This is a genomic window from Anianabacter salinae (genome assembly GCF_019061145.1).
GTDB lineage: Bacteria > Pseudomonadota > Alphaproteobacteria > Rhodobacterales > Rhodobacteraceae > Anianibacter > Anianibacter salinarum.
Genome location: NZ_JAHQZS010000001.1, coordinates 202,667 through 215,142 on the forward strand (window position 1 = coordinate 202,667; position 12,476 = coordinate 215,142).

The 12,476-nt window shown below is 64.9% G+C and carries 18 protein-coding genes and 1 tRNA gene; 5 read left to right on the forward strand and 14 right to left on the reverse strand.

The features are described 5' to 3' along the window. Window positions 1-11 precede the first annotated feature (11 nt). Both KTJ87_RS01035 and KTJ87_RS01040 read left to right on the forward strand, forming a co-directional pair. Window positions 12-1,421, forward strand: coding sequence for a sensor histidine kinase (locus tag KTJ87_RS01035; RefSeq protein ID WP_267137205.1), 1,410 nt, complete (start codon window positions 12-14; stop codon window positions 1,419-1,421). Between the two features lie 53 nt (window positions 1,422-1,474). Continuing rightward, window positions 1,475-1,551, forward strand: a tRNA-Arg gene (locus KTJ87_RS01040). A 51-nt stretch (window positions 1,552-1,602) separates the two neighbouring features. On the opposite strand, the gene purU is transcribed toward KTJ87_RS01040, so the two are convergent. Beyond that, complete coding sequence (gene purU, locus KTJ87_RS01045; protein ID WP_267137206.1) at window positions 1,603-2,487, reverse strand: formyltetrahydrofolate deformylase; 885 nt, start codon at window positions 2,485-2,487, stop codon at window positions 1,603-1,605. A 181-nt stretch (window positions 2,488-2,668) separates the two neighbouring features. On the opposite strand from purU, the gene KTJ87_RS01050 reads away from it, so the two are divergent. Further along, window positions 2,669-3,037 (forward strand): carboxymuconolactone decarboxylase family protein, encoded by a 369-nt coding sequence (locus KTJ87_RS01050; RefSeq protein ID WP_267137207.1) that lies wholly within the window; start codon window positions 2,669-2,671, stop codon window positions 3,035-3,037. A gap of 58 nt (window positions 3,038-3,095) precedes the next feature. On the opposite strand, the gene KTJ87_RS01055 is transcribed toward KTJ87_RS01050, so the two are convergent. The 13 genes from KTJ87_RS01055 to KTJ87_RS01115 all read right to left on the reverse strand — a co-directional run bounded on the left by KTJ87_RS01055 (window position 3,096) and on the right by KTJ87_RS01115 (window position 10,527). Then, window positions 3,096-3,905, reverse strand: a complete 810-nt coding sequence (locus KTJ87_RS01055) for a division plane positioning ATPase MipZ (protein WP_323371555.1) — start codon at window positions 3,903-3,905, stop codon at window positions 3,096-3,098. A gap of 178 nt (window positions 3,906-4,083) precedes the next feature. After that, window positions 4,084-4,305 carry a 50S ribosomal protein L31 gene (rpmE, locus tag KTJ87_RS01060; protein ID WP_267137209.1) on the reverse strand — a complete coding sequence of 74 codons (222 nt, stop codon included), beginning with the start codon at window positions 4,303-4,305 and terminating at the stop codon, window positions 4,084-4,086. 11 nt (window positions 4,306-4,316) lie between these two features. Next, window positions 4,317-4,703: a 50S ribosomal protein L19 gene (rplS, locus tag KTJ87_RS01065; RefSeq protein ID WP_267137210.1), complete on the reverse strand. Its 387-nt coding sequence runs from the start codon at window positions 4,701-4,703 to the stop codon at window positions 4,317-4,319. Between the two features lie 49 nt (window positions 4,704-4,752). After that, window positions 4,753-5,577, reverse strand: a complete 825-nt coding sequence (trmD, locus tag KTJ87_RS01070; protein WP_267137211.1) for a tRNA (guanosine(37)-N1)-methyltransferase TrmD — start codon at window positions 5,575-5,577, stop codon at window positions 4,753-4,755. 40 nt (window positions 5,578-5,617) lie between these two features. Beyond that, entirely contained in the window at window positions 5,618-5,779 is a 162-nt protein-coding gene (locus KTJ87_RS01075; RefSeq protein WP_267137212.1) for a DUF1328 family protein, read from the reverse strand. A gap of 65 nt (window positions 5,780-5,844) precedes the next feature. Further along, a complete protein-coding gene (gene rimM / locus KTJ87_RS01080; protein WP_267137213.1) occupies window positions 5,845-6,354 on the reverse strand; it encodes a ribosome maturation factor RimM in 510 nt (169 codons plus the stop codon). A gap of 11 nt (window positions 6,355-6,365) precedes the next feature. Further along, on the reverse strand, window positions 6,366-6,509 hold the full coding sequence (locus KTJ87_RS01085; RefSeq protein WP_267137214.1) for a hypothetical protein: 144 nt from the start codon (window positions 6,507-6,509) through the stop codon (window positions 6,366-6,368). 52 nt (window positions 6,510-6,561) lie between these two features. After that, entirely contained in the window at window positions 6,562-6,969 is a 408-nt protein-coding gene (gene rpsP, locus KTJ87_RS01090) for a 30S ribosomal protein S16 (RefSeq protein WP_267137215.1), read from the reverse strand. A gap of 45 nt (window positions 6,970-7,014) precedes the next feature. Further along, window positions 7,015-7,311, reverse strand: a complete 297-nt coding sequence (locus tag KTJ87_RS01095; RefSeq protein WP_267137216.1) for a chorismate mutase — start codon at window positions 7,309-7,311, stop codon at window positions 7,015-7,017. Next, window positions 7,308-7,853, reverse strand: a complete 546-nt coding sequence (locus tag KTJ87_RS01100) for a GNAT family N-acetyltransferase (RefSeq protein ID WP_267137217.1) — start codon at window positions 7,851-7,853, stop codon at window positions 7,308-7,310. Before KTJ87_RS01100 ends, KTJ87_RS01095 begins: the two co-directional genes overlap by 4 nt. Beyond that, a complete protein-coding gene (locus KTJ87_RS01105) occupies window positions 7,850-8,365 on the reverse strand; it encodes a GNAT family N-acetyltransferase (RefSeq protein ID WP_267137218.1) in 516 nt (171 codons plus the stop codon). Before KTJ87_RS01105 ends, KTJ87_RS01100 begins: the two co-directional genes overlap by 4 nt. Continuing rightward, window positions 8,362-9,852, reverse strand: coding sequence for a signal recognition particle protein (ffh, locus tag KTJ87_RS01110; RefSeq protein WP_267137219.1), 1,491 nt, complete (start codon window positions 9,850-9,852; stop codon window positions 8,362-8,364). The genes KTJ87_RS01105 and ffh overlap by 4 nt, the downstream gene beginning before the upstream one ends. 162 nt (window positions 9,853-10,014) lie before the next feature. Then, window positions 10,015-10,527, reverse strand: coding sequence for a hypothetical protein (locus KTJ87_RS01115; RefSeq protein WP_267137220.1), 513 nt, complete (start codon window positions 10,525-10,527; stop codon window positions 10,015-10,017). A 141-nt stretch (window positions 10,528-10,668) separates the two neighbouring features. Here KTJ87_RS01115 and KTJ87_RS01120 point away from each other — a divergent pair, with 141 nt between their 5' ends. Both KTJ87_RS01120 and KTJ87_RS01125 read left to right on the forward strand, forming a co-directional pair. Further along, on the forward strand, window positions 10,669-11,562 hold the full coding sequence (locus tag KTJ87_RS01120; protein WP_267137221.1) for a LysR family transcriptional regulator: 894 nt from the start codon (window positions 10,669-10,671) through the stop codon (window positions 11,560-11,562). Window positions 11,563-11,612: 50 nt separating this feature from the next. Further along, window positions 11,613-12,467: a DMT family transporter gene (locus KTJ87_RS01125; RefSeq protein ID WP_267137222.1), complete on the forward strand. Its 855-nt coding sequence runs from the start codon at window positions 11,613-11,615 to the stop codon at window positions 12,465-12,467. Window positions 12,468-12,476: the final 9 nt, after the last annotated feature.

Sequence of the window (12,476 nt, forward strand, 5' to 3'; positions counted from 1 at the left end):
AGACGCAAGAGATGCGCAAATTTCTGAACTCGCTTTCGGGCCGGTTCCTGATCCTGACCCTGATCTTCGTCATGCTGGCGGAGGTGCTGATCTTCGTGCCTTCGGTCGCGCGGTTCCGTGAAAACTATCTGCTCTCGCGGCTTGAACGGGCGCAGATCGCATCGCTGACACTTCTGGCCAGCGACATGATCTCGCCGGAACTGGAACAGGAGCTTTTGAAGAACGCAGGCGTCTACAACGTCGTGCTGCGCCGCGACGAGGTGCGGCAGCTTGTGCTGTCCTCGCCGATCCCCGAACCCATCGCGGCGACCTATGATCTGCGCAATCCCGGTGCGCTGATGCTGATGCGCGACGCGATCGTGCGCATGGTCGACAGCGAGGAACGGGTGATCCGGGTGATCGGTGATCCCGTGCGCGAGGCGGGGCTGCTGATCGAGGTCACGATGAACGCGGTGCCGCTGCGAGCCGCGATGCTGGAATACGGCGCGCGCATCCTCTTGCTGTCCGCGATCATCTCGGTGGTGACAGCGTTCCTCTTGTTCCTCGCGGTGCGGCGGTTCCTTGTCGTGCCGATCAAGGGCGTGGTCGATGCGATGACCAGCTACGCGGAAGCCCCCGAAGACAGCCGCCGGATCATCCAGCCCTCAGCGGCGGTCAGCGAACTGCACGACGCCGAGACGGCGCTTCAATCGCTGCAGACGCAGTTGACCAGCGCCCTGCGCCAGAAGGAGCGTCTGGCGCAGCTTGGCAGCGCCGTCGCCAAGATCAGCCACGATCTGCGCAACATCCTGACCACGGCGCAGCTGTTCGCCGACCGGATGGAGCGCAGCGAGGATCCGGCGGTCAAGCGCGCGGCGCCCAAGCTGGTGGGCTCGATCAGCCGCGCGGTCAACCTGTGCGAATCCACCCTCGCCTTCGGCAAGGCGGAAGAACCCCCGCCGACGCTGCAGCACGTTCCGCTGGCGCGCATCGTCGAGGACGTGCTGGAAAGCGAGCGGCTGGCCGGGCCGGACGATCCGGTGAGCTTTGGCTGCGATGTGCCGAACGCGCTGACGGTGCGCGCCGACCCCGAACAGCTGTACCGCGTCCTGTCGAACCTCGTGCGCAACGCGCGGCAGGCGCTGGTCGCCACGCGCGAGCCAGGCGAGATCGCCATCGCCGCCTCGGAGACTGACAGCTACTGGACCATCACCGTGTCCGACACCGGGCCGGGCCTGCCCCCGCGTGCCCGAGAGTTCCTGTTCCAGCCGTTCCAGGGCGGGGCGCGCAAGGGCGGTATCGGGCTTGGCCTTGCCATCGCGTCCGATCTCGTGCGGGGCCACGGCGGGCGGCTCGAGTTGACGCGCACAGGCGACGAAGGCACCGTTTTCACCATCCTGATGCCCAAGGCGGTCGGAGTGCTGGACGCTGCGGCGGAATGACGAATTCGCCCTTGCAGAGCCGGAGGGGAGGCGTTATCTCCACCCCACTCTGCGCGCTGGTAGCTCAGTTGGATAGAGTACTTGACTACGAATCAAGGGGTCGGGGGTTCGAATCCTCCCCAGCGCGCCAAGGAATTCAGGGGCTTAGCGATCACTCGCTAGGCCCCCTTTCCATTCCGCCTCAGCCCATCCGGTCGGACGTGTAGGACCCCGGCGAGGCCGGGAAGACGACCGTCTTGTTCCCGTTGACGAAGACCCGGTGGTTGGCGTGGGCATGGATCGCGCGGGCCAGCACCTGCGCCTCGACATCGCGGCCAAGCGAGACGTAGTCGTCGTTCGACTGGGCATGGGTGACGCGCACCGTGTCCTGTTCGATGATCGGGCCTTCGTCGAGGTCGGTGGTGACATAGTGCGACGTCGCGCCGATCAGCTTCACGCCCCGCTCATACGCCTGCTTGTAGGGGTTCGCCCCCTTGAAGGACGGCAGGAACGAGTGGTGAATGTTGATGATCCGCCCTGACATCTCGCGGCACATGCGGTCCGAAAGCACCTGCATGTAGCGCGCCAGCACGATCAGCTCGGCGCCGCTTTCCTCGACGATCTCCATCTGCTTGGCCTCGGCCTCGGGCTTGTTGTCCTTGGTGACGCGGACATGATGGAACGGGATGTCGTGGTTCACGACGACCTTCTGGTAGTCGAGATGGTTCGAGATCACCGCTGCGATGTCGATGGGCAGCGCGCCGATCCGCCAGCGATAGAGCAGGTCGTTCAGGCAGTGGCCAAAGCGCGACACCATGACGACGACCTTCATCTTCCGGCTTTCGTCGTGAAAGGCGAAATCCATCGCGAAGGCTTCGGCCACGGCGGCGAAATCGGTTTCCAGCTGGGCGACAGACGCGCCGGTCTCGGACCTGACCGACAGGCGCATGAAGAACCGGCCCGTCTTCATGTCGTCGAACTGGGCCGAATCGACGATGTTGCAGCCCCGGTCAGCAAGGAAGGCCGAGATCGCGGCGACGATGCCGCGCGTGGAGGGGCAGGTGACCGTCAGCGCGATCGTGTCCATGGTCGATGTTCCCTGAAAGTGGCAAGCGATTTGTGCGGTTTATGCGAGCGTGGCGGGGTTCCGTCCAGCGGGGGACGCGGCGCTTTCGCTCCTGAAACCGACCTTGCGCCAGAAAGCTGGCCCCGCCTCTTTCCCATCGGAAAACTCCGTCTACTGTGGGCCGCACAAAACGGAGGGGCAGATGGACGATCTATTCGAAAAAGGGCTGGAACAGCGCAAGGCAACGCTGGGCGCCGAGTATGTCGAGGCAAGCCTTGCGGGGGCGGACGATTTCACCCGTCCCTTCCAGGAGGCGATGACGGCGTGGTGCTGGGGGTTTGGCTGGGGCGACGACGTGATCGACGCAAAGACACGGTCGATGATGAACCTGTCGATGATCGGTGCGCTTGGCAAGATGACCGAATGGGAGCTGCATTGCCGGGGTGCGATCCGCAACGGCGTGACCAGGGACGAGATCCGCGCGATCATCCATGTCATCGGCATCTACTGCGGCGTGCCGCAGGCGCTGGAATGCTTCCGTGCCGCGAAAAAGGTGTTGGACGAGGAGTGAGGGAAAATCCTTTGAAAGGATTTGCGACGATCTCTTTCAAAGAGATCGGTGTGGGGCCTCAGAAGCTGATCTTCACGCCGGGCAGGGCGAGCGCGATCATCAATTCGCGCAGTTCCTGCCGGGCGGCCACGTTCGAGATGTTGAGCTGCTGCACGCCCACATCCTTGAGATCGAGCAGGGTCAGCCCGCGCGGGAACAGCTCGCGGAAGATGACCCGTTCCGAGAACCCCGGCGCGGTGCGGAATCCGATCCGCTTTGCCAGCTTTTCCAGCGCCTCGCCCATCTTCTTCTTGTTGATCATCTGCTGTGCGCCAAGGCGGTTGCGCAGGACGATCCAGTCGATCGGCTTCAGCCCTGCCTGTGCCCGCAGCTGCCGCGCGCTCCAGACCATTTCGGCATAGACCGAAGGGCCGGTGATGACCTCGCCGTCCGCATCGGTGCGGGCCAGCATGTCGAAATCGACAAAGCTGTCGTTGAGCGGCGTGATCAGCGTGTCGGCCAGCGAATGCGCCACCTGGCTAAGCCGGGTGTGCGAACCGGGACAGTCCAGCAGGATGAATTCGCAGCCTTGTTCGAGCGCCGCCACGGCCATGCTGAGCCGCCGGTCGAACAGGTTCTCGCCCTCCGACAGGACGGCCTTGTCGACCTCGGGAAGATCCTGCGAGACGGGGGAGGCCAGGTCGAGCCCGTACTTTGCGGCATGGGCCGCGCGGTTCTCGAGGTAGCGCGCCGTGGTCCGCTGCCGCAGGTCAAGGTCGATCACGCCGGTCTTGTGCCCAAGCCGCGCCAGCGCCGTGGCGACATGCATCGCCATCGTCGATTTGCCCGCGCCGCCCTTTTCGTTACCGACGACGATGATATGCGCCATGTTGCCCATTCCCTGCCCGACTACGCCTTGGTGGCGGTTTCTTGCTGTGCCGATACTATATGTTGCGGCGCGGTCAAAGAAAACAGGTCGGCGCACAGGGCAGGGGCATCTGTTGCAGCCTGACATGAAAACGCCGCCCCAAGGGGCGGCGCATTCGGATCGCGTCGAAAGCCTAGGTTCAGAACCCGAGGCCTTCGTATTTCTTCTTGAACTTCGACACGCGGCCGCCGGCGTCCATCAGGCGCGACGAGCCACCGGTCCAGGCCGGGTGCGACGACGGGTCGATGTCGAGCGACAGGGTGTCGCCTTCCTTGCCCCAAGTCGATTTCATCTGAACGAGCGTGCCGTCGGTCAGCTTCACCTCGATGAGGTGGTAGTCGGGATGGATGTCTTTTTTCATCGCTACGCTCCTCAGGCTTTCGCGCCGTCGTTCTTCGGCTTGTAGTTGGTGACTTCGGCGATACGGGCCGATTTGCCGCGACGGGCGCGCAGGTAGTACAGCTTTGCCCGGCGCACGCGGCCACGGCGCACGACCTCGATCGAGTCGATGTTGGTCGAATACAGCGGGAACACACGTTCCACGCCTTCGCCGAAGGAAATCTTGCGGACCGTGAACGATCCGGCGATGCCGCTGCCGTTCTTGCGGCTGATGCATACGCCTTCAAAGTTCTGAACGCGCGAACGCGTGCCTTCGGTCACCTTGTAGCCGACACGGATGGTGTCGCCCGCCTTGAAATCCGGAATGGTCTTGCCAAGCGAGGCGATCTGCTCGGCGTCCAGCTGTGCGATAAGGTTCATCGCATCTCTCCAATTATGCTCGCGGTTTTCTCCGCGACGTGAGGGCACCTCAGAGCTCTTGGTCTTCGTCCGGGTCCCTACCATGCGCCGCACAGTAAGCCCGCCAGAGATCAGGTCGCCGTTCTTTCGTCAGCCGTTCGGCCATTGCCCGCCGCCAGTCAGTGATTTTGCCGTGATGACCCGAGAGAAGCACCTCGGGGATCGCACGGCCGTTCCAGTCGGCGGGTCGTGTATACTGCGGAAACTCTAAAAGCCCGCCTGAAAAGGATTCCTCCTCGGCGGACGCCTGATTCCCGAGCACGCGGGGTATAAGCCGGACCGTGGCGTCGATCAAGGCCTGAGCAGCGATCTCGCCACCGGTGAGGACAAAGTCGCCCAGGCTGACCTCTTCGATGCCGTAAGCCTCGATCACACGCTCGTCCACGCCCTCGAACCGACCGCAGAGCAGGGTCAGGCCGTCGCCCTGCGCAAACCGTTGCGCCATGGCTTGGGTCATCGGCTTGCCGCGCGGCGAGAGGTATATGACCGGCCAGCGTGCGCGGTCTGCGGGTGTACCGATGGCGGCGTGATCGAGCGCGCGCGCCACCACGTCGGCCCGCAGAACCATGCCCGCGCCTCCGCCCGACGGGGTGTCATCGACGTTGCGGTGCTTGCCTTCGCCAAACTGGCGCAGGTCGAGTGTTTCGAGATCCCACAGCCGGTCGTTCAGTGCCTTGCCGGTTAGGGATGCCCCCAGCACGCCGGGAAAGACCTCGGGGAACAGGGTGATGACCTTGGCGGTCCAGCCTGCGCGCGGGCGCTCTTCCATCAGATCGCGAGGCTTGAGCGACGCTGTGATGGATTTCTGGCCGTGGGATCTGGTGGGTTGGGACATGCGGCGTTCGGGTGGCCCTGAACGCCGCGCATGTCAAGCGTCATGCAAGCGCTATGACGCCCAGAAGCACCAGAAGGAACAAGACCAGCACGACGCCGATCAGGAATTTCGCGCCGGTGAGCGCAACGCCGGAGATGAAGTTGAAGCCAAGAAGCGACGCGATGGCGCCGACGACTAGCAGGATCAGAATAAGCTCGAACATGGGGGGCTCCCGAAAAGGTGATGTCGGGGGGACAAGCCCGCCCACGCCCGCCGGGTTCCACAGCGTCAGTCCGGAAGCAGCCCCTCGGGCGGGTCGATGACCACGAGCGCGGCCTCAAGATCGACTGTCGGAACCACCGCCTGCGTGAACGGCAAGAGCGCGGTCTTGCCATGACCGTCAAGCGATACCTCAAGAAGGTCATTGCCGGGGTTTTCCAGCACCGCCTTTATCGTACCAAGCCGCGCGCCGCCGGTGTCCATCACCGCAAGGCCGATCAGGTCGGCAAAATAGAATTCGTCATCCTCGGCCGGGGGCAGGGCGTCCCGGTCGGCATAAAGGCGCAGGCCACGCAGCGCGTCGGCCTGTTCCTTGGTCGCAACCCCGGTCAAATTCGCGGACAGGCCCTGCGGAATGACGCCGGTGATGCTGACCTCGAAGCGGCGATCCTGCGCCTCGGTCCACAGCGGACCATACGCGGCAATCGCCTCGGGGTCGGCGCAAAAGCTTTTCAGCCGCACCTCGCCCCTGACGCCAAAGGCGCCCGCGATGGCCCCGACACAGACGCGATCGGTCATGCTTGCCCCCTTCAGCCTTGCGCGCAGAACCCTGCGCGCATCCAGACACCGCCCGACGCCTCGCACAAGTCCTTCTGATTGCCGCGCTCGGCCATCATGCCCGCCACATAGGCGATGCCGCACAGGATGATCGTGGTGAACAGCCTGCGGATCATCGCCCGGCGCCCTCACGCGGTGCCCGGTCGGTGAACCGGGCACCTGTGCGGATCACTCGGTGGTTTCTTCTGCAGGCGCTTCAGCAGGTGCTTCCGCCGGAGCTGCTGCGGCCTCGGCGGCGGCAGCGGCCTTGTCGGCCCTCTCTTGCGCGCGCTCTTTCGCCTTGGTGCCCGGCTCGGCCTTCTTGGGGTTGCTGCGCGTCTTCTTCTCGATCACGCCGGCGGCTTCCAGCATGCGCTGTATGCGGTCAGTGGGCTGTGCGCCCTCGGTCAGCCAATGCTGGACACGCTCGACGTTCATCTTGACGCGGTCTTCGGAATCCTTCGGCAGAAGCGGGTTGTAGGTGCCCAGCTTCTCGATGAAGCGGCCATCGCGGGGCATCCGGCTGTCGGCTGCGACGATGGAATAGAACGGGCGCTTGTTCGAGCCGCCGCGTGCGAGACGGATTTTCATAGCCATGAGTATATCTCCTTCAGATCTGGCTGTGTGCCGGGGCTGGCCCGGTCATTCCTGGAACTTCTTGTGGTGCTGGATGACCTCCGAGATGATGAAGGTCAGGAATTTCTTGGCAAATTCGGGATCGAGGTCGGCCTCTTTCGACAACCATTCGAGCCGCTCTATCTGCTTGGATTCGCGGTCGGGATCGCTGGGCGGCAGCGCGTGTTCGGCCTTGAGCCGCCCGACGGCCTGGGTGTGCTTGAACCGCTCGGCCAGCGTGTAGACGAGGATCGCGTCCAGCCGGTCGATGGAATCGCGGTGTCCTGCCAGCAGGTCGCGGGCGATGGCGACGTGATCGGTCATGCGGTGGTCTCCATCGCGGGCACCGTGCTGCGCCAGAGCGCGGGGTCGTGCCGGTAGACAAGATCGTGCGGTTCGGGCCGCGCGCAGGCATCGTCGCGCACCGCACCGAGGCGTTCTGCCAGCGCGATGGACCGCGCGTTCGCCGGGTCGATGTAGCTGACGGCCTGCGCCCAGCCGAGCGTGTCGAAGGCAAAGCGCAACGATGCCTCGGCGGCCTCATGGGCAAAGCCCTTGCCCTCGGACCCCTGAAACATCATCCAGCCGATTTCGGTTTCCGGCCAGTCCGGCGGGAACCACGGTCCGACAAGGCCAAGCGCGGTATCGGGATCACTGCGCTGGCAGACGGCGAACATGCCGAAGCCCATGATCTCCCAATGGCCGATCTCGGCGGCAAAGGCGCGCCATGCCTGCGCCTCGGTGTAATCGTTGATAAGCTTGGCACGGTCCGACACGAAGAACCGCGTCGCCGCATCGGCGTCGCGCGCGTCGGGGCGCCGCAGCAGCAGACGCTCGGTATGCAAGGTGATGTCCGCGCGGGTCATGCGTTCACCTTTGCGCGCAGCCAATACGTCCGGGCCCCGGGCAACCAGTGCGGCGCCGGATCATCCGTGGGCGTTGCGCCCAGCCGAACGGCCATCTTGTGCGAGGCGGCATTGTCGGCGGCGATGCGAACGATCAGGGCAGGCATCTGAAGGTCGTTGAAAAGATGCGCGACAACGGCTTTCGCAGCCTCGGTCGCAAGGCCCTGACCTTCGGCATCTGCCGTCCAGAGGGTCCATGTCATTTCGGGAGCATGCGACACGTCCATCGCGAGCGGTCCCGCATGGCCGATGGCGCGCCCCTCATGGAGGATGACATAGCGGCCGAACCCGCGCAGGGTCCAATGCCCGATCATCGCCGCGAACTTGTCGAAGGCCTGGACGTCGGAATAGGGGCCGCCCACATGCGCGGTGCGGTCAGAGACGCAATAGGCCGAATACGCGGGCAGGTCGCCTGCCTGCGGCTGGCGCAGCGTCAGGCGCGCGGTCGTCAGGGTGGGCGCGGCCTGTATCATTTCTTCTTGCCAAAGCCCGACAGGCCGGGTGGCAGGCCCATACCGCCGCCGCCCATGCCGGGGAAATTCGGGGGCATGCCGCTACCGGCGCCAAGCTGTTTCTGCGCGGCCTGCATCTCGGCCTCGCTGGGCATGCCGCCGCCCTTGCCGAACATGCCCTTCATGGCCTGTTTCAGCATGCCGCCCTTGCCCATCTTCTTCATCATGTCCGCCATCTGGCGGTGCATCTTGAGCAGTTTGTTCAGGTCGCTGACGTCCATGCCCGCACCCTTGGCGATCCGCTTTTTCCGGCTGGCCTGCAGAAGCGCGGGGTTGGCGCGTTCCTTCTTGGTCATCGACTGCACGAGCGCGATCTGGCGACGGATCACGGCGTCGTCGAAGCCTGCATCGGACATCTGTTTCGACATTTTGCCCATGCCCGGCATCATGCCCATGATGCTTTCCATGCCGCCCATCTTGAGCATCTGTTCAAGCTGCGCCTTGAGGTCGTTCATGTTGAACTGACCCTTCTGGAACCGCTTCATCATCCGCTCGGCCTGTTCGGCCTCGATGGTGGCTTGCGCCTTCTCGACGAGCGACACGATATCGCCCATGCCAAGGATGCGGCCCGCGATGCGTTCGGCGTGGAATTCTTCCAGCGCGTCCATCTTCTCGCCAAGGCCGACGAATTTGATCGGCTTGCCGGTAACGGCGCGCATGGACAGGGCCGCACCGCCGCGGCCGTCGCCGTCCATCCGGGTCAGCACGACGCCCGAGATGCCGATACGCCCGTCGAAATTCTCGGCGGTGTTGACGGCGTCCTGACCGGTCAGGCCGTCGACGACCAGCAGCGTTTCGCGCGGCGTGGCGATGTCGCGCACCGCCTCGACCTCGGCCATCAGCGCGTCGTCGATGGACAGGCGACCTGCCGTGTCGAGCATGAACACGTCGTAGCCGCCAAGCGCCGCCTGCTGCTTGGCGCGGCGTGCGATGTCGGTGGCGGACTGGCCCGGCACGATGGGCAGCGTGTCGACGCCGATCTGCTGGCCCAGAACGGCAAGCTGTTCCATCGCGGCGGGGCGGTTGGTGTCGAGCGACGCCATCAGCACGCGCTTGCCGTTCACCTCTTTCAGGCGGCGGGCGAGCTTGGCGGTGGTGGTGGTCTTGCCCGAGCCCTGCAGGCCGACCATCAGGATCGGCGCGGGCGGGTTGTCGATCTTGAGCGTTCCGGACTGGCTGCCGTCGCCCGCCAGCACATGCACCAGCTCGTCATGGACGATCTTGACGACCTGCTGGCCCGGCGTGACCGATTTCGTCACCGCCTGCCCGGTCGCCTTGTCCTGAACGGCGTTGACGAAGTCACGGGCGACCGACAGCGATACGTCAGCCTCCAGCAGCGCGACGCGCACCTCGCGCAGGGCGGTTTTCACGTCGTCCTCGGACAGCGCGCCCTGCTTGGTCAGCCGGTCGAAGACGCCAGAGAGGCGTTCTGACAGGTTCTCGAACATCTCGCGGCTCCTTCGCCCGTTACCCCTTGATCCGCCCGATGTAAGGGCCGACCGCTCAAACACCAACGGCACCCGCGGGCGAACGCTCGCTGACGGGTGTCGATCCCGGGACAATGCCCATGGGACCGGAATCCTTGACAGGGTTCCGGGATGTCGTGCGGGTTATGCGCTGCGGGGGTGCGAGTCAAGCCCGGGCGGGCTGCGCCGCGCGTCGAGCCATGCGTTGACCTGCCGCGCGACATTCAGATGGCCGGAGCCGCTGGAATAGCTTTCGGACAGCGGCAGACGGCCCTCATCGAAGACCAGCGCCACGCGCTGCAGGCGGGACGGATTGCCGTCGCTGTCCCGGCTGGTGCTTGTCTCGATATCGGCGCGTTGCAGCTTGCCAAGCGGGTGGCGCTCTTCGGATCGCCCGAAAATCGACGCACGGCGCAGGATGAGGGTGTCGGATGCGCCGTCGAGGATGACCTGCACCCGGCGCACAATGGCCCAGAACGCCCCAAGCCCAAGCCCGCCGCCACCAAGCAGGAACACAAGGCCCGCGATGATTCCCTCGGTCAGCAGGAACAGGCCGACCCCGGCGAAAATCAGGATGAAGATCACGATGCCGATGCCAAAGCCCCAAGGGATATCCTCGGCGATCAGCATGTCCGGTGTGTCGCGCGTGATCTTCATGGCGCAAGCAGTCCACCGCGCGCCGAGGCCGGTCAAGCCCGTGATCCGGGCAGCCCCGCGGCCCCAGAGTTCGCAGGCGGGAGGCATTGCAACTTTGCACCTCAGGTGGAACAGTCATTGCGATATGTTTCGGAGCGCATGATGTCCCTTGGGTCCCTCGGCAACTGGGATGAAATCCGCACCGCCTTTCAGGTGGCGCGCATGGGCACGGTATCGGGCGCGGCCGATGTGCTTGGCGTGCACCACGCGACGGTGATCCGGCATATTGACGCGCTGGAACAACGGCTTGGCACCAAGTTGTTTCAACGCCACGCGCGCGGATATACTGCGACCGAGGCGGGGCGCGACCTTCTGCAGGTGGCGCAAACCACCGACGATCAGTTCACCCAGCTTGCCGGGCGCATCAAGGGGCTGGGCGAGGCGATGACGGGCGAGTTGATCGTCACGACGCTGCCCGAGATCGCCACGCTGATGACCCCGGCGCTGGTCGCATTCCAGGAACAGCATCCCGAGCTGATCGTGCGGTTCCTGACCGACGAGCGGCTGTTCCGGCTGGAATACGGCGAGGCGCATGTCGCGATTCGCGCCGGGGCGGCGCCCGACCAGCCTGACAACGTCGTGCAGAAATTCATCCGGCAGGGCGGGGGCTTTTACGCCTCGAAGCGGTATGTCGACAGGCACGGCATGGTGAAGGATGGCGATCTGACCGGGCACCGCTTTGTCGCCCATGACAACGAGGCCGCGCGCGCGCCGTTCGACGTGTGGCTGCGCGCCAACGTCCACCGTTCGCAGGTGACCTATCGCGCCACGTCACAGAACCACATCAAGCAGGCGGTGCTGGAAGGCGCGGGCATCGGGTTCTTCCCGCTGTGGCATGCGCAGACCGAGCCGCAACTGATCGAGATGATCGCGCCGCGCGAAGAATTCACAGCGCAGCTTTGGCTGGTGACGCATGTCGATCTGCACCGCTCTGCCAAGGTGCAGACCTTCACGCAATTCCTGAAGGACGAGGTCAAGAGCTGGCCAGGGGTGTAACGGGCGAGCCGGGCCGGGGGCTGAGCCCCGCCGCACAGGGACATCTTGCGATGCTGAGCTTCTCGGCGCTGGTCGCGGGATCGTTCAGCCTGGGCTCCATGGCCGCGAACGAGATCGCGCCCGCGGCGCTGAACATCGTGCGCTTCGTCATAGCTGCCGCGATTATGGGCACCGTCGCGGCGGCCACCGGGAACCTGCGCGGAGGCGTGCCCAAGGCGCCGTGGCGCTACCTTGTCCTGGGCGCGATCTTTGCCAGCTATTTCGTGCTGATGTTCGAGGGACTGAAGACGGCGGCGCCGGTGTCGGCCTCGGCGGTTTTTACCCTGACCCCGGTGATGAGCGGTGTGTTCGGATGGTTGCTGCTGCGGCAGGTGACGACACCGCGCATGGCGCTTGCGCTGGCCATCGGCGCGGTGGGCGCGCTGTGGGTGATCTTTCGCGCGGACCTGTCGGCGCTGCTGGCGCTGGAGATCGGGCGCGGAGAATTGATCTATTTCGTCGGCTGCGTCGCCCATGCCGCCTATACCCCGCTTCTGCGCAAGCTGAACCGGGGCGAGCCGGGCGTGGTGATGGTGTTTTACGTCCTGCTGGGCGGGATCGTCGCGATGCTTGCATGGGGGTGGGAGACGCTGCTGCAGACCGACTGGATCGGGCTTCCCGCCATCGCCTGGATCGCGATCCTCTACACGGCGGTGATCGCCAGCGCGCTGACGTTCACGCTGCTGCAGTTCTCGACCCAGCGGCTGCCCTCGGCCAAGGTGATGGCCTACACCTATCTGACCCCTAGCTGGGTGATCCTGTGGGAGATCGCGCTGGGCAACGACGTGCCGCGCCCGATGGTGCTGGTTGGAGTGACCGCCACCGTGCTGGCGCTGGTCCTGCTGCTCAAGGACGAGGACGCGTAGGGCGGGACT

What these genes read in the sequence shown, in the direction of transcription:
- KTJ87_RS01035 (WP_267137205.1), top strand. Translation starts at nt 12, where the DNA reads ATGCGCAAATTTCTGAACTCGCTTTCGGGCCGGTTCCTGATCCTGACC.
- purU (WP_267137206.1), bottom strand. Translation starts at nt 2,487, where the DNA reads ATGGACACGATCGCGCTGACGGTCACCTGCCCCTCCACGCGCGGCATC.
- KTJ87_RS01050 (WP_267137207.1), top strand. Translation starts at nt 2,669, where the DNA reads ATGGACGATCTATTCGAAAAAGGGCTGGAACAGCGCAAGGCAACGCTG.
- KTJ87_RS01055 (WP_323371555.1), bottom strand. Translation starts at nt 3,905, where the DNA reads ATGGCGCATATCATCGTCGTCGGTAACGAAAAGGGCGGCGCGGGCAAA.
- rpmE (WP_267137209.1), bottom strand. Translation starts at nt 4,305, where the DNA reads ATGAAAAAAGACATCCATCCCGACTACCACCTCATCGAGGTGAAGCTG.
- rplS (WP_267137210.1), bottom strand. Translation starts at nt 4,703, where the DNA reads ATGAACCTTATCGCACAGCTGGACGCCGAGCAGATCGCCTCGCTTGGC.
- trmD (WP_267137211.1), bottom strand. Translation starts at nt 5,577, where the DNA reads ATGTCCCAACCCACCAGATCCCACGGCCAGAAATCCATCACAGCGTCG.
- KTJ87_RS01075 (WP_267137212.1), bottom strand. Translation starts at nt 5,779, where the DNA reads ATGTTCGAGCTTATTCTGATCCTGCTAGTCGTCGGCGCCATCGCGTCG.
- rimM (WP_267137213.1), bottom strand. Translation starts at nt 6,354, where the DNA reads ATGACCGATCGCGTCTGTGTCGGGGCCATCGCGGGCGCCTTTGGCGTC.
- KTJ87_RS01085 (WP_267137214.1), bottom strand. Translation starts at nt 6,509, where the DNA reads ATGATCCGCAGGCTGTTCACCACGATCATCCTGTGCGGCATCGCCTAT.
- rpsP (WP_267137215.1), bottom strand. Translation starts at nt 6,969, where the DNA reads ATGGCTATGAAAATCCGTCTCGCACGCGGCGGCTCGAACAAGCGCCCG.
- KTJ87_RS01095 (WP_267137216.1), bottom strand. Translation starts at nt 7,311, where the DNA reads ATGACCGATCACGTCGCCATCGCCCGCGACCTGCTGGCAGGACACCGC.
- KTJ87_RS01100 (WP_267137217.1), bottom strand. Translation starts at nt 7,853, where the DNA reads ATGACCCGCGCGGACATCACCTTGCATACCGAGCGTCTGCTGCTGCGG.
- KTJ87_RS01105 (WP_267137218.1), bottom strand. Translation starts at nt 8,365, where the DNA reads ATGATACAGGCCGCGCCCACCCTGACGACCGCGCGCCTGACGCTGCGC.
- ffh (WP_267137219.1), bottom strand. Translation starts at nt 9,852, where the DNA reads ATGTTCGAGAACCTGTCAGAACGCCTCTCTGGCGTCTTCGACCGGCTG.
- KTJ87_RS01115 (WP_267137220.1), bottom strand. Translation starts at nt 10,527, where the DNA reads ATGAAGATCACGCGCGACACACCGGACATGCTGATCGCCGAGGATATC.
- KTJ87_RS01120 (WP_267137221.1), top strand. Translation starts at nt 10,669, where the DNA reads ATGTCCCTTGGGTCCCTCGGCAACTGGGATGAAATCCGCACCGCCTTT.
- KTJ87_RS01125 (WP_267137222.1), top strand. Translation starts at nt 11,613, where the DNA reads ATGCTGAGCTTCTCGGCGCTGGTCGCGGGATCGTTCAGCCTGGGCTCC.